Genomic DNA, 15356 nt, shown 5'->3' with positions numbered 1-15356 from the left:
AAGCGTTTATGCGTTATTTAACAGCAGGTGAATCACACGGACCGCAATTAACAACGATAATTGAGGGTTTACCGTCACTTTTACCAATTACAGCAGAGAAAATTAATCATGATTTAAAACGTCGTCAAGGAGGACATGGCCGCGGTCGCCGTATGCAAATTGAGACAGATACAGTAGAAATAGTAGGTGGTGTGCGCCACGGACAAACGCTAGGTTCTCCAGTTGCGCTTGTTGTCACAAATGATGACTGGAAGCATTGGACAAAAATTATGGGGGCCGAACCATTAGCAGAGGATATTAATCCAGAAGATATAAAACGTCAGATTTCACGTCCGCGTCCGGGTCATGCAGATTTAGTAGGCGGCATGAAATATGGGCATCGCGATTTACGCAATGTTTTAGAGCGTTCGTCTGCGCGTGAAACAACTGTCCGCGTAGCTGTTGGTGCCGTTGCTAAAGCATTATTAAATGAGCTTGGTATATCAATTGTGTCACATGTTACAGAAATCGTAGGCATTAAGGCAGACACTTCTGTAATTGAAGGGAAATCAGTAGCAGAAATTCGTACGATTGTTGAAGCAGATCCATGTTACTGTGTAGACCCTGTTGCTTCTGCAAAAATGGTGGAGGCAATCGATGAGGCGAAAAAAGCAGGTGACTCTATCGGTGGTGTTGTTGAAGTAATTGTTGAGGGTATGCCAGCTGGTATTGGCTCTTATGTGCATTACGATCGCAAGCTTGATGCGAAATTAGCGGCAGCTATGTTATCAATTAATGCCTTTAAAGGTGTTGAATTCGGTATTGGCTTTGAAATGGCTCGTCGCAAAGGTTCAGAAGTCCATGACGAAATTATTTGGTCAGAAGAAGAAGGATATACACGTGCAACAAATCGACTTGGTGGCTTAGAAGGCGGTATGTCAACAGGTATGCCAATTGTCGTTCGCGGTGTTATGAAGCCTATTCCAACGCTGTATAAACCTTTGCAAAGTGTTGATATTGAAACAAAAGAACCGTTTAAAGCAAGTGTTGAACGTTCTGATAGCTGTGCAGTACCGGCGGCATCTGTTGTTGCCGAACATGTTATTGCCTGGGAAATAGCAAATGCGATTATGGAGCAATTCCACGGAGATCAATTGCCACAACTACAAGCTCAAATTGAAGAACAACGCCGTTACGCAAAGGAGTTTTGATATATGCGTGTACCAGTAGCGACAACATCACATCAGTATGAAGTAGTGCTTGGGCATAATTTTTTAGCTGAAGCAGTCAAAACATTTGACGATAAACTGCAAAAAGCAGATAAACTCATTGTTTTTACAGATGCCAATGTGTGGGCTGCCCAAGGGGAATATTTTAAGGGCCATTTCCCATATGACTTTGAGGTCTTTGTGCTACCGGGTGGTGAAGCTTGTAAAACTTTTGAGCAATACAATGCAGCACAAACTTTCTTACTTGAACAAAAATGTTCACGAAAATCATTTATTTTTGCCTTTGGCGGCGGAGCAGTTGGCGATTTAACAGGCTTTGTTGCAGCTACCTATATGCGAGGAGTACCGTTTATTCAAATCCCAACGACGATTTTAGCACATGACTCAGCAGTGGGAGGTAAAACAGCTATCAATCATCCACTAGGCAAAAATATGATTGGTGCTTTCTACCAGCCTGAAGGGGTAATATACGATACGCTCTTTATTGAGAGTTTGCCAGAGCGTGAGGTGCGTTCGGGAACAGCTGAAGTCATAAAACATGCGATGATTTCAAGTGCTTCCTGGCTACAGCAATTAATGGGGGCTGAATCAGTCATTCATTTTAGTACAACGGAATTGGCTCAACAGCTAAAGGCTGGCATTGAGGTAAAGGCGAAAATTGTGTCTGAAGATGAAACGGAACAATCTGTGCGCAAATATTTAAACTTAGGTCATACATATGGCCATGCTATTGAAGCAGCAGCAGGTTATGGGAAAGTCGCACATGGTGAGGCAGTGATGATTGGTCTTGTGTATTGTCTTTTACTGAGTGAGCGATATGGTAAGCTGGATCGTGACTTTACAACAGCATTTTTACATTTTGCTGTAAAAAACGGCTATCCTTTCGAAGCGGTGAATGATTATTCATTTGAACAGTTAACAACGTATTTATTAAAAGATAAAAAAGCGGAATATGGTGTATTACAATTTGTCCTGCTAGAAGAAATTGGGAAACCTTTTGTGCGACCAATTGAGTTAGCAGAATGCAAAGAAATAGATGCAGAATTCCGCCAATTATTAGCGGAGGTGCTTGGATGATTCGTGGTTTAAGAGGCGCAATTACAATTGAATTGGACAAGCCAGAGCTTGTATGGGATGAGACAGCTAGATTAGTACGTGAAGTAGTAGCAGTAAACGGTGTTGCGGTAGAGGATATTGCCTCTATTGTCATTTCGACAACGCCGGATATTACATCAGCGTTTCCAGCGCGTGCTGTTAGGTTAATGGAAGGCTGGCAGTATGTTCCTGTCATGTGTATGCATGAAATGGACGTGCCTGGAGCTTTGCCATTATGCATACGCGTTTTAATTCATGCGAATGTCGAAATGGCGCAAAAAGATGTAAAGCATATTTATTTAAATGATGCAATCAAATTAAGACCAGATTTAGCCCAAGCTAAATAATAAGAGGAGATGTTTGAGATGAAATGGAAACAACAATTGGACGGGATGCAAGCATATAAGCCAGGTAAACCAATTGAAGAAGTACAACGTGAATTTGGCTTACAAGAAGTCGTAAAGTTAGCATCAAATGAAAACCCATTTGGTTGCTCCCCTAAGGTAACAGCATATTTACACAATAGTGCAGTAAACCATGCATTATATCCAGACGGCTATGCGCAAAACTTACGTACAACTGTAGCAAATCATGTAGGTGTCAAGGAAACACAGCTTCTTTTTGGCAATGGCTCAGATGATATTATTGCGATTCTTACTCGTGCGCTGTTGTATCCAGGTGTGAATACAATCATGGCAGATCCATCATTCTCACAATATGCTCATAATGCTGAAATTGAAGGCGCAGAAGTTCGTAAAATTCCTTGTATTGATGGCGCACATGACTTGGATGCTATGGCGGCAGCAATTGACGAGCATACTTCAATTGTGTGGGTATGTAGCCCGAACAATCCAACAGGTGTTGTCATTGCAGATACGGATTTACGAGCATTTTTAGCGAAAGTACCAAGCGATGTACTGGTCGTGTTAGATGAAGCGTATATCGAATATGTGACACATCCTGGTCATAAAGAAACACTACCATTAATTAACGAGTATCCAAACGTACTATTAATGCGCACATTCTCAAAAGCATACGGTCTTGCTTCCTTCCGAGTAGGCTACGCAATTGGTCAACCTGAAGTCATTGCTAAACTAGATCCAGTGCGTGCACCGTTTAACAATACGATTTTAAGCCAAGCAGTTGCGGCGATTGCATTAAATGATCAAGACTATATTAAAAATTGCTGTAAAGCAAATGAACTAGGTAAAAAGCAATATGTTGATTTTTGTGAAAAGCATAATTTGAAATACTACCCATCTGATACGAACTTTATTTTATTTGATACGAAAGCTAATAGTGATGTTGTTTTTCAGGAACTTATGAAGCGCGGGTTTATTATTCGCAGTGGGAACGCTTTAGGTGCCCCTGGTTTTATTCGTGTAACTATTGGTACTGAAGCGCAAAATGCGGCGTTGTTACAGCATCTTGAAGCCGTGTTACAAGAACAAGGAGTTTTTGCATGACACGCAAAGTTCTTGTAATTGGTTTAGGCTTAATTGGGGGCTCGATTGCTCTTGCTTTACAAAAAGCACCTAACACAAAAATTATAGGCTATGATATGGACGAAACAACACGTGAACATGCTAAAACATTAAATATTGTTCATGACATTGTGACAAATCCACAAGATGTTGCAGCAGAAGTTGATATCATTATATTTGGGACTCCTGTTAACGCTACACTTGAGTGGATGGAACAATTAAAAACATGGCCGTTAAAAAATAAAGTGATTGTAACAGATACAGGTAGCACGAAAAAAATGATTATGCAAAAAGCTGGGGAGTTACGTGAATTAGGCATTACCTTTATCGGTGGACACCCGATGGCAGGGTCTCATAAAAGTGGTGTTTTAGCGGCAAAGGCTCATCTTTTTGAAAATGCGTACTATATGTTAACACCACTAGCGGGTGAAGAAATTATTAATATGGCCCAGCTTGAAAGTCTATTGAAATTCACTCATGCCAAAGTTGTTAGTGTATCTGCACGTGAGCACGATCATATGACAGCCGTAGTTAGCCATTTCCCGCATGTTATTGCGGCATCTCTTGTGCATCAATTAGGCGGAGAAAATGGTGAGTATCCGATGACACGCTCACTGGCAGCAGGGGGCTTCCGTGATGTCACGCGTATTGCATCATCTAATCCGATACTATGGCGTGATATTACACTACAAAATCGTGATGAATTAGTAGCTCAGCTTGAGGGATGGCAATCCGAAATGAATCGTGTGAAGGAGCTTTTACTAAATGGAAGCTCTGCTGATATTGAAAACTATTTTGCAATTGCTAAGGATCTTCGTGATGAATTACCAATTAGTGCTGGGGCAATGTTCACGTCGTTTGATTTGTATGTCGATGTTCCTGACTACCCAGGGGTAATTTCTGAAGTAACAGGTTTACTTGCAGATGAAAAAATTAGTATTACTAATTTACGTATCGTAGAATCTCGCGAAGATGTCTTCGGTATACTTGTCATTAGTTTACAAAGTGAAAGTGATCGTGAGCGTGCAGCTGCATGTATTCAACAGCGTGCAAAATTTGAAACATATATTTCATAGGTAAGTGCATTCACGTTAAGAACAGACGTTGGATTACTAATAATGAAGAAAGCGTCGATATATCGGCGCTTTCTATCTTCATATGGAGGCGGGAGATAACGATGAGTGAAAAAGTATTACAGTATCATAAACCATCATTACAAGGGCACTTAACAATCCCAGGTGATAAATCAGTGTCACATCGTTCAGTTATGTTTGGCGCTATCGCAACAGGGAAAACAACGGTGGATGGCTTTCTACTTGGAGAGGATTGTTTAAGCACAATTGATTGCTTTCGCAAGCTTGGCGTCAAAATTGATGTGGACGGTACAAATGTAACAATTGAAAGTGCAGGGATGGAAGCATGGCAAGAGCCTAGCGAAGTGCTTTATACAGGGAACTCCGGTACAACGACTCGCTTAATGCTTGGCATTCTAGCAGGCTCTAACGTACATTCTGTAATGACAGGGGATGCATCAATTGGGAAGCGTCCGATGCGACGTGTCATCGATCCACTACGTCAAATGGGTGCTCATATTACGGGACGTGCAGATGGACAATATACACCTCTTGCCATACAGGGTTCAACGCTACAAGCGATAGACTACCAAATGCCTGTTGCGAGTGCACAAGTGAAATCTGCTATTTTACTAGCAGGTTTACGTGCGCAAGGCACAACAGTAGTGCGCGAAACGGAAATTTCTCGCGATCATACAGAGCGCATGTTACGTCAATTTGGGGCACAACTAACTGTGGAGGAAGGCGTTATCTCATTTGAAGGTGGACAAACACTATTAGGAACACATGTGTCGGTACCAGGAGATATTTCTTCCGCAGCATTTTTCTTAGTGGCGGGTGCTATTTGTCAAGATAGTAAAGTTGTTTTAGAAAATGTGGGCATTAACCCAACGCGTGATGGGGTTATTGAAGTGCTTCGAAATATGGGGGCGTCGATGACAGTAGTGCCAAATGAAGACAATCAATTTGAGCCAACAGCAACTATTACAATTGAAACGTCTACATTAAAAGGGACAATTATTGAAGGCGATATAATTCCACGACTAATCGATGAAATTCCGATTCTTGCACTTTTAGCAACACAAGCACATGGTACAACCATTATTAAAGATGCTGAGGAGCTTAAGGTTAAAGAGACAGATCGGATTACGGCTGTGGTGGATGAACTACAAAAACTTGGTGCACGTATTGAAGCAACTAAGGATGGCATGGTGATTGAAGGGCCTACGCCATTACAAGGGGCTAGCCTAAAAACATACGGAGACCACCGTATCGGTATGATGGGCGCTGTGGCAGCATTAATTACGAATGGTGCAGTGACATTAGATGATGCGGAATGTATCGCTGTATCCTACCCATCGTTTTTCGAGCATGTTGAAGCTGTGAAGAAATAGTCTGCAAGTGTATGCTTTCATCTATTGCCATTCTCTATCGTTTAAATTTCTTACATGATAGTTTAGTTGATGTAGCAGTTGGCTGTAACTCTAGTATTTTACAGTAGGTTGTCAATTAATACAGGCAGTAATAATGTAAAAGTATTTTTAATCAAACAAGACAGTAGACAAATGCGTCATTCTTTGGGTTGTCTAAAGTCTGGACTCCCCAATCCTTTTGGGGAGTTTTTTCTTGTTTCGAAAGAAAATATTTTGTAGCATAAAGATATACAAGAAAGAATAGGTGAATGACTGTGAATAATGCGATGACTGAAATGATGCAAGCACTTGAGCAAGGGGATTTAGCTTTAATAGACCAGCTACTCGAATCTTTTTTAATGAAGGAGTTACCTGAGGAAATTTACGCACTGGCGGAAGTTTTTATGCAATATGGGTATATGAAAGAAGCGGACCGTGTACTGGAGCATTTGCAATTTTTATTCCCTGAAGAGGCACAATTAAAAATTGATCGTGCCAATGTTTTAATGGAGCTTGGTGATGAGGACGAGGCGTTAGACATGTTGTTAGCAGTCGAAGATACCGCTCCAGAGTACCCGCAAGCATTACTAGTGCTAGCTGATTATTATCAAATGCAAGGGTTATTTGAGGTAGCAGAAAAGCGCATTAATGAAGCGCTAGCCATCTTACCTGATGAGCCACTACTACAATTTGCTAAAGCCGAGCTGTTATTTGAGACAGGACGTTTTCTAGAGGCCGCACGCCTTTATGAAGAATTACATGAACAGCAGGAAGACTTTGCAGGTATCAGTCTCGTTGAACGATTAGCTGAAGTATATCGTGCAGGCGCTGCCTATGAAACAGCTTTAGACTATTATTTAGCAGCACTTGAGGACGAAGTGAAGCCAGATATTTTATTTGGCGCAGCATACGCTGCATTCCAATCACAAAAATATGAAATGGCGATTAAACAATTAGAGGACTTAAAGGAATTGGATCCTGATTATTTCTCTGCTTATTTATTACTTGCGGAAAGTTATGCTATGACGGAAGACAATAAAAAAGCATATGCTGCCATTAAAGAAGGTTTAAAGCGTGATGAGTACGACAAATCATTATTCTTATTCGCAGGTAAAATGGCATTAAAAAATGCATTGCCAAATGAAGCTGAAAGTTATTTACGTGAAGCGATTGCCTTAGATCCTGAATATATGGAGGCAGTATTAACACTTATCTCTATACTGACACAGCAAGAACGTTTTGAAGATGTTGTTGAATTATTTGAGACATTGCAAAAAAATGATTTTGAGTGGAACACTTTATACCCTTACGCTGCCGACGCATATGCAAATTTAGAATTGTACGACCGTGCATACGAATTTTACCGTTTGGCATATACTGATTTTAAGGAAGACGCAGCATTTTTAGAGAAATATGTTTATTTCTTATTAGAAGAAGGCAAGCGTTCAGAGGTTAAAGAGGTAATCGGTCATTTAATCAAGCTTCAGCCAGGTGAACCACAATGGCAAGAGATGTTAGAAGGCTTAGAATTAGAGTAAAGGAGGGAGTGGGTATGACTGCTTCTGTATCAGTTGTCGATAAAAAAGCATTTGTTCGCTGGTTTTTGAAAAATTACCAATTAAAACGTCGTGAGTGTGTATGGATTTTAAATTACTTATTAAGTAATGATGAGTTGTTAAAACGAATACGGTTTGTAGAAGAAGCACACTATTGTCCTAGAGCAATGGTGATGTCTACAGTAGACTCAACAGGTGTACCATTTCGTTTTTATAAAGGCAATGTGATGACAGCCGATGCCGAGAAATCTTTCCATGACTTACGTTTACATGAGCAAGAAGATATGTATATACAATTGAACTTTCCAAATATACCGCCAAGTGCACAATACTTAGCAGTTCTTGAAGAAAACCCTTATATGCCAGAAACATTGATTGTTAGTGAAAAGGATCGTTTACTGGCTGAAGAGTTACTTTCCAATAGTTTACTCGTATTCCAAGAAGAAAAATTACTTGCGCAAATTGATGAAGCTCTAGATAAGGGCGATGAAGAACGATTTTATGAATTGTCTAATTTGTTACAAGTTTTAAAGGAAACTGCTAATTTACAATAATCTCAAGCCGAATAGGTAAAAATTGAATGCCCTTTCTCCACCTCTATATGGTAACATGACTAGTGAATGATTGTTTTCACTTTTTATTGGTTATCCTATTAAAGAGTGGAAAAGGGCATTTTTATTTTGTAATCGTAAGGAGGGTTGTTGGATGTATTTTAATGCAAACGATGTAACATCTTTTTTAGCGCAGAAGGATTTTATCGATACAGCGATTGTACCACTCGTAGGGATCGATTTTGCTGCTGAAAAGTTGAAGCAAAGTGGCGCAGAAGCAGATTACTTATTATCGTTAACGGCTTTTATTGAACAACAGTTTAAAGGACGTTTACTAGTGATGCCACCATTTTCATATAGTACGACCTTGAAAAACGAAGAATTGCCAGCGCAATTAGAAGCACAATTACATACTGCTGGTTTTAAGCATGTGTTCTTCATTACTTGTGACCATTTTTGGACAAATATTGGAGATGTAGTAAATATAATTTGGTTGCCAGCTATTCCGTTAGAATCCATGGATAAAGGCGTGAAAAACACCATTCTCGAAGATCAGTTACGGCAAGTAATCCCTGTATTTTCGACTAAATGGTCACAAATTTAGCAATTTGTTTCAATAAATGTTCACATTCTCCAGGTTTCCACAGAATGCTATATTGACCAAGCTATGGACTTGATATATCATAGATATGTCCTAGTATTACTATTTGTAAAAGTATGTCCGTTGGACTGACCTTTAAAGTTAGAGGGGGGAAAAGGATGAGTAACAATCGAGTTTCACGTCGTCAATTTCTAAGCTACACACTTACTGGTGTTGGCGGATTTATGGCGGCAGGTATGTTGATGCCAATGGTTCGTTTTGCAATTGACCCAGTCTTACAAAAGCATGAAGGTGGGGATTTTATCAAAACCGAACATAAAGTCGCCGACATTACTGAACAGCCAATTAAAGTTGACTTTACTTTTGAACAAGTTGACGCATGGTACAAATCTAACGTTACAAACGTAGCTTGGGTTTACAAAAGTGGCGACCAAATAATTGCTCTATCACCAGTTTGTAAGCATTTAGGTTGTATGGTGGACTGGGGTGGCGATAAAGCACACCCAGATCAATTCTTCTGTCCTTGTCATGCAGGGCGTTACGAGAAAAACGGGGCAAACATTGCAGGTACACCACCTCTAGGTCCGTTGGATGAATTTGAAGTACAAGAAAAAGATGGTTATTTAATGATTGGTCCAGCAAGAGCAAATACTCTAGTTTAATTTGTAAGGGGGTACGAATTCAGTGCTAAATAAAATTTATGATTGGGTCGATGAACGATTAGATATTACACCAATTTGGCGTGATATTGCCGACCACGAAGTGCCAGAGCACGTGAACCCTGCACACCATTTTTCAGCATTCGTTTACTGCTTTGGTGGATTAACATTTTTCATCACAGTAATTCAAATTCTTTCTGGTATGTTCTTAACAATGTACTATGTACCAGACGTCGTGAATGCCTGGAAGTCAGTTTATTATTTACAAAACGAAGTAGCATTTGGTGAAATCGTGCGCGGTATGCACCACTGGGGAGCCTCATTAGTAATTGTAATGATGTTCTTACATACGCTTCGTGTATTCTTCACAGGGTCTTATAAGAAACCTCGTGAGTTAAACTGGATGGTTGGTGTAGGTATTTTTGGAGTAATGATGGGTCTTGGTTTTACAGGATACCTATTACCATGGGATATGAAAGCATTATTCGCTACTAAAGTAGGTATCGAAATTGCAGCATCTGTACCGTTTATCGGTTCGATGATTAAAGTATTATTAGCGGGTGACAGTACTATTCTTGGTGCTCAAACGTTAACACGATTCTTTGCGATTCATGTATTCTTCTTGCCTGCAGTATTGTTTGGGTTACTTGCAGCACACTTTATCATGATTCGTCGTCAAGGAATTTCAGGGCCGTTGTAATACTTCTTGACGGTTCGATGATTTTTTAAAGGAGGGGACACTATGCATCGCGGAAAAGGAATGAAATTTGTCGGCGATTCTCGTATCAAAGCGAATCACAGAATGCCGAACGTTCCAAAGGATTATTCCGAATATCCAGGTAAAACTGAAGCTTTCTGGCCGAACTTCTTACTAAAAGAATGGATGGTAGGTGCTGTTTTCTTAATCGGTTATTTACTGTTAACAGTCGCTCACCCATCTCCACTTGAAGGGCCAGCTGATCCAACAAGAGCATACACGCCATTACCGGACTGGTACTTCTTATTCATGTACCAACTCTTAAAATACTCATTTGCTTCTGGTCCATATAATGTTATCGGAGCAATTGTCATTCCAGGTCTAGCATTTGGAGCGCTATTATTAATGCCATTTTTAGATAAGAGTCCAGAACGCCGTCCGTCTAAACGTCCGTTACCAACTGCGTTTATGTTATTAACATTGGCTGCTATGTTCTATTTAACTTGGGAGTCAGTTGTTAATCATGACTGGGAAGCTCAAAAAATTCAAGGTGCTATCGTGGAAACTGTAGAGTTCGATAAAGGCTCAGAAGGTTACCAAATCTATGCCGGCTCTGCATGTATTACATGTCACGGTGAAGGCTTAGAAGGTGGTGCTGGTGCGCCAACACTTATGAACACTGGCTTAACAGCTGATGAAATAATTGATATCGCACACAATGGTACGCCTAGCGGTAAAATGCCAGCAGGTCTATGGACAGGATCTGATGAAGATCTTCAAAAGCTTGCTGAGTTTATCGAAAGCTTAAAAGCTGAATAATTTCAAAAAGAGTCAGGAAACTGACTCTTTTTTTCTAGTTTTTATCAAAATTATATGGATGTTTACGATATACTTAATAAGGCACAGCTTTGAAAGGAAACTACGATATGACATAGTGGACTAAGAAGCGCAGCCGTCACATCATACATAAAAATCGAGGAAAAAAGACATCTTAGAATAGACGGATAGTAAAGGAGTTTTAATCATGCAAATAACGTCTGCAAACATTTGGTATCTCCTTACGCATAAAACATTTTTAATCATTTTACTGCTTATTAACTTGTTAGGAACCATTTACGGCTATTACTGGTATGGTTGGCAACTTGCGATAACAAAGCCCATTTTTTATATTTTTGTACCAGATAGTCCCACTGCTAGTTTATTTTTTTGTTTTGTGCTGCTGGCATGGATTTTAGGAAAACGATGGCCATTGATGGAAGTATTAGCGCTTGTGACATTGGTTAAATATGGTATTTGGGCGGATGTGATGAATCTTTGGACGCTAGTTGAAACGGGCTATATAGGCTGGCAAGGTTGGATGCTGATTGCTTCACATTTTGCGATGGCTGTCCAAGGTGTTCTTTATATCGGTAAATATGTATTTTCATATTGGCATGTTGCTTTTGCTGCGGTATGGACTTTGCACAATGATGTCATTGACTATGTATTTGGACAAATGCCAATGTACCGTGATTTAGCAGACTATACAAGTATCATTGGCTATTTTACATTTTGGTTATCAATTGCTTGTATTTTTATCGCCATTTTCTCAATTAGGTGGCGCAAATATTTGCCCAATTAGGGAAATCTCTATAGAATTATAGTATCGAGATAGAAAGGGGTTAGAAAATTGTCAACAAGCATGTATATTGTTTATTTTGCGATTATTATGCTGCTGCCATTGTACGCACAGATGAAGGTAAAAGGTACGTATAAAAAGTTTGCAAAGGAACGTACCATGAAGGGACAAACTGGTGCTGAGGTAGCTAGGGCGATCTTAGATGCGAACGGTTTGTACGATGTGCGAGTTGTGCCAACCCAAGGTGTGTTATCTGATCACTACAATCCTGCGACAAAAACAGTCGCATTATCAGAAAGCAATTTCTATGAAGCAAGTGTTGCTGGCGCAGCAGTTGCTGCCCATGAAGTAGGTCATGCTATTCAGCATAAAGAGGCATATTCAATGCTTACTTTACGTAGTAAGCTTGTACCAGTTGCAAATATTTCATCAAACGCATCTTGGATATTCGTTATGATTGGTATTTTTTCTGGGTTATCAAACATGTTATTACTAGGTATTGTCCTATTAGCAGCAGGCGTAGTGTTCCAATTAGTTACGCTACCAGTTGAATTCGATGCATCGAAGCGTGCATTAGTGCAAATGAATTCCCTTGGTATTATTACCAATGAAGAAGAACGCCCTGCACGTAAAGTGTTAAGTGCCGCTGCGTTAACTTATGTGGCAGCAGCAGCAGTAGCTGTATTAGAATTATTACGTTTAATATTAATATTTACAAATATGCGTAGTGACGACTAAAAAACTTGTTATAGTGGGTTAACCACTATAACAAGTTTTTTTAATTTATTTACATAGCTAGTATTTTAGAATCTATTTAATCTGCGCTACTGCAATATGTGAACCTTAATGTAAAGGTTGCTTTTGATCGTCCAGCGTAAAGCCTTCTCCCGCAACATCCCGAACTTCTGAAATAGAGACAAAAGCATGCGGATCGACCTCATGAATAATCGATTTTAAGCGTACAACTTCATTGCGTCCAACAACGCAGTAAATTACTTCTTTTGCTTGTTTTGTAAAGTGACCGTGACCTTCTAAAATCGTGACACCTCGTTCCATGCGCAAAGTAATCATATCCGCTATCGCACTAGATTTTTCTGAAATAATGAGTGCGCCACGCCCTGAATAGGCGCCATCCTGTACAAAATCAATAACACGAGCACCTACGAATACAGCGACAAGCGTGTACATCATTGAACGTGCATCTAAAAATGTTAGCCAAGATAATAAAATAACAATGGCATCGAATATAAACATGGTTTTCCCCATACTCCAGCCTAGATATTTATGTCCGAGACGTGCTAATATATCCACACCACCAGTTGTACCTCCGAAGCGGAACACAATTCCTAGTCCAAGTCCAACGAAGATACCGGCAAACAATGCCACGAGAAATAAATCATCCTCTAAGTGAATAGTGAATTGGTATTTCTGGAAAATTTTCAGGAAAATTGATACTGAAATGGTACCAATTAATGTGTAAATAAAAGATTTTTTACCTAGTAAGCGCCAACCTAAAATAAACATTGGAATATTCAACAGTAAATTAAGTAATGCGGGATCCCAACCTAGTGTAAAATAGAGAACAAGGGTAATTCCGCTAAAACCGCCTTCACCTAAATGATTTTGCATATTAAAGTGTACAAAACCAAAGCTAAAAATGGCTGCTCCGAGCATTATTGCGATAATATTACGTATTTTAATCTGTTTAAACATAAGACCTCCTGTAGTTCTTAGCTATGAAGTAGTGGATTCTATTATCTGTCATTTTATTGTTTTTGACAACAATGGTGTAAATTTTATACGATGGTAATTAGGAGTGTGATATTAGATGACAGAACAGATTACGATGCAAGCCTTGCAAAAACGTGTGGATGATTACATTGGGCAATTTAAGGAAGGTTATTTCCCACCTTTTGAACTACTCGCACGTTTAACGGAAGAGCTTGGAGAACTGTCGCGCGAAGTGCAGGACGTTTACGGTCAAAAAAAGAAAAAGAGCACAGAAGAAACGAATAGTATTGAAGAAGAACTAGGTGACTTTTTCTTTGTTTTAGTATGCTTTGCAAATGCACAAGGTATAAAATTAGATGAGGCACTGTTGCGTGTCATACATAAATTTGAGACGAGAGATAAGGATCGCTGGACAAGAAAGGAAGAGGAATAATGTCGATTCGTGTAGCCATTGCAGGGCCAAGAGGAAAAATGGGAGCAGAAGCTGTACATACAGTCATGAAACATGCCAAAATGGAGTTAGTAGCTGTACTAGATTATAAAGAGGTTGGTCATACATTAGCTGATTTAGAAATGTTCCCAGCAAGCTATACAGCACCAATATTTACAGATATGCATGAACTAGTAGAGGCAACGGCCCCTGATGTTTTAGTCGATTTAACGAATCCACATGCAGTATATCATCATACAAAAGAAGCATTAAATTTAAATGTACGACCAGTGATTGGTACAACAGGTTTTACAGATGCACAACTAGAAGAATTATCAGCACTTGCGAATGAGAAGGAGTTAGGTTGTATTATTGCACCAAACTTTGCGATTGGCGCGATTCTGATGATGAAATTTGCTAAAGAAGCAGCAAAATATTTACCTGATGTAGAAATCATTGAGATGCACCATGACCAGAAGTTAGATGCACCATCTGGTACAGGGGTTAAAACAGCACAAATGATCCAAGAGGTGCGTGCACAAAAAATGCAAGGTCATCCAGAGGAGAAAGAAACGATTGAAGGAGCAAGAGGAGCAGATTTTGATGGCATGCGCATTCATTCTGTTCGCTTACCTGGTTTAGTGGCACACCAGCAAGTATTATTTGGAGGAGACGGCCAACTGTTAACAATCCGTCATGACTCATTAAATCGTAATTCCTTTATGTCTGGCGTTGCTTTTTGTGTAGAAGAAGTTATGAAAATGGATCAGCTCGTTTATGGTTTAGAAAACATCATCTAAAGAACGGATGGAATACTTATGAAAATTGCATTGATTGCACATGATCGCAAAAAAGATAATCTAGTACAGTTTGCTATTGCTTACCGCGATATTTTAAATGAGCATACGCTTTATGCTACAGGTACAACAGGGCAACGTGTGATGGAAGCTACGAGCTTAGAAATTACACGTTTTCGCTCAGGTCCTCTTGGAGGAGATCAACAAATTGGCGCTATGATTGCCAACAATGATATGGACATGGTGATTTTCTTCCGTGATCCATTAACAGCACAACCACATGAGCCAGATGTTTCTGCACTTATCCGTCTTTGTGATGTTTACCAAGTGCCACTGGCAACAAATATGGGAACTGCAGAAATATTACTAAAAGGCCTACAAGAAGGCTTTGTGGATTGGAGACTGATTCAAGAAAGACGAGACTAAAAGACGTGATTTTAGAAA

At 39.7% G+C, this 15356-nt stretch carries 18 protein-coding genes; 17 read left to right on the top strand and 1 reads right to left on the bottom strand.

The window, feature by feature from the left end; genetic code table 11:
* Positions 1-8: 8 nt before the first annotated feature.
* The 14 genes from aroC (at position 9) to LS41612_RS15500 (ending at position 12692) form a co-directional block, all read left to right on the top strand.
* Positions 9-1190 (top strand): chorismate synthase, encoded by a 1182-nt coding sequence (gene aroC, locus LS41612_RS15565; RefSeq protein WP_024364272.1) that lies wholly within the window; start codon positions 9-11, stop codon positions 1188-1190.
* 3 nt (positions 1191-1193) lie between these two features.
* A complete protein-coding gene (gene aroB, locus LS41612_RS15560) occupies positions 1194-2285 on the top strand; it encodes a 3-dehydroquinate synthase (RefSeq protein WP_024364271.1) in 1092 nt (363 codons plus the stop codon).
* Positions 2282-2650 (top strand): chorismate mutase, encoded by a 369-nt coding sequence (aroH, locus tag LS41612_RS15555; RefSeq protein ID WP_024364270.1) that lies wholly within the window; start codon positions 2282-2284, stop codon positions 2648-2650. Before aroB ends, aroH begins: the two co-directional genes overlap by 4 nt.
* Before the next feature lie 18 nt (positions 2651-2668).
* A complete protein-coding gene (gene hisC / locus LS41612_RS15550; RefSeq protein ID WP_024364269.1) occupies positions 2669-3769 on the top strand; it encodes a histidinol-phosphate transaminase in 1101 nt (366 codons plus the stop codon).
* Positions 3766-4863 (top strand): prephenate dehydrogenase, encoded by a 1098-nt coding sequence (locus LS41612_RS15545; protein WP_024364268.1) that lies wholly within the window; start codon positions 3766-3768, stop codon positions 4861-4863. Before hisC ends, LS41612_RS15545 begins: the two co-directional genes overlap by 4 nt.
* 101 nt (positions 4864-4964) lie before the next feature.
* Entirely contained in the window at positions 4965-6254 is a 1290-nt protein-coding gene (gene aroA, locus LS41612_RS15540; RefSeq protein WP_024364267.1) for a 3-phosphoshikimate 1-carboxyvinyltransferase, read from the top strand.
* A gap of 287 nt (positions 6255-6541) precedes the next feature.
* Entirely contained in the window at positions 6542-7810 is a 1269-nt protein-coding gene (locus LS41612_RS15535) for a tetratricopeptide repeat protein (RefSeq protein ID WP_029747404.1), read from the top strand.
* 14 nt (positions 7811-7824) lie between these two features.
* A complete protein-coding gene (locus tag LS41612_RS15530) occupies positions 7825-8382 on the top strand; it encodes a ReoY family proteolytic degradation factor (RefSeq protein ID WP_024364265.1) in 558 nt (185 codons plus the stop codon).
* A 151-nt stretch (positions 8383-8533) separates the two neighbouring features.
* Entirely contained in the window at positions 8534-8983 is a 450-nt protein-coding gene (locus LS41612_RS15525) for a DUF2487 family protein (RefSeq protein ID WP_024364264.1), read from the top strand.
* Positions 8984-9138: 155 nt separating this feature from the next.
* Complete coding sequence (locus tag LS41612_RS15520) at positions 9139-9642, top strand: QcrA and Rieske domain-containing protein (protein ID WP_024364263.1); 504 nt, start codon at positions 9139-9141, stop codon at positions 9640-9642.
* A gap of 22 nt (positions 9643-9664) precedes the next feature.
* Positions 9665-10339 carry a menaquinol-cytochrome c reductase cytochrome b subunit gene (gene qcrB / locus LS41612_RS15515; RefSeq protein ID WP_024364262.1) on the top strand — a complete coding sequence of 225 codons (675 nt, stop codon included), beginning with the start codon at positions 9665-9667 and terminating at the stop codon, positions 10337-10339.
* Between the two features lie 42 nt (positions 10340-10381).
* Entirely contained in the window at positions 10382-11155 is a 774-nt protein-coding gene (locus tag LS41612_RS15510; RefSeq protein ID WP_024364261.1) for a menaquinol-cytochrome c reductase cytochrome b/c subunit, read from the top strand.
* 205 nt (positions 11156-11360) lie between these two features.
* Positions 11361-11957 (top strand): lipoprotein heptaprenylglyceryl N-acetyltransferase LhaT, encoded by a 597-nt coding sequence (gene lhaT / locus LS41612_RS15505; protein WP_024364260.1) that lies wholly within the window; start codon positions 11361-11363, stop codon positions 11955-11957.
* Between the two features lie 60 nt (positions 11958-12017).
* Positions 12018-12692 (top strand): zinc metallopeptidase, encoded by a 675-nt coding sequence (locus LS41612_RS15500; protein WP_024364259.1) that lies wholly within the window; start codon positions 12018-12020, stop codon positions 12690-12692.
* Between the two features lie 105 nt (positions 12693-12797).
* Here LS41612_RS15500 and LS41612_RS15495 read toward each other — a convergent pair whose 3' ends face one another.
* Positions 12798-13667: a YitT family protein gene (locus tag LS41612_RS15495; RefSeq protein WP_024364258.1), complete on the bottom strand. Its 870-nt coding sequence runs from the start codon at positions 13665-13667 to the stop codon at positions 12798-12800.
* A 115-nt stretch (positions 13668-13782) separates the two neighbouring features.
* On the opposite strand from LS41612_RS15495, the gene LS41612_RS15490 reads away from it, so the two are divergent.
* Genes LS41612_RS15490 through mgsA form a run of 3 tightly spaced genes read left to right on the top strand, consistent with a single transcriptional unit; the run spans position 13783 to position 15338 of the window.
* Complete coding sequence (locus tag LS41612_RS15490; RefSeq protein WP_024364257.1) at positions 13783-14118, top strand: nucleotide pyrophosphohydrolase; 336 nt, start codon at positions 13783-13785, stop codon at positions 14116-14118.
* Positions 14118-14915 carry a 4-hydroxy-tetrahydrodipicolinate reductase gene (gene dapB, locus LS41612_RS15485; RefSeq protein ID WP_024364256.1) on the top strand — a complete coding sequence of 266 codons (798 nt, stop codon included), beginning with the start codon at positions 14118-14120 and terminating at the stop codon, positions 14913-14915. The genes LS41612_RS15490 and dapB overlap by 1 nt, the downstream gene beginning before the upstream one ends.
* 18 nt (positions 14916-14933) lie before the next feature.
* Entirely contained in the window at positions 14934-15338 is a 405-nt protein-coding gene (mgsA, locus tag LS41612_RS15480) for a methylglyoxal synthase (RefSeq protein ID WP_024364255.1), read from the top strand.
* Positions 15339-15356 lie beyond the last annotated feature (18 nt).

Origin of the sequence: Lysinibacillus sphaericus, assembly GCF_002982115.1 — a bacterium.
Classification (GTDB): Bacteria; Bacillota; Bacilli; order Bacillales_A; family Planococcaceae; genus Lysinibacillus; species Lysinibacillus sphaericus.
The sequence above is the reverse complement of the archived record's forward strand: the minus strand, read 5'-3'. Positions and strand labels throughout refer to the sequence as shown.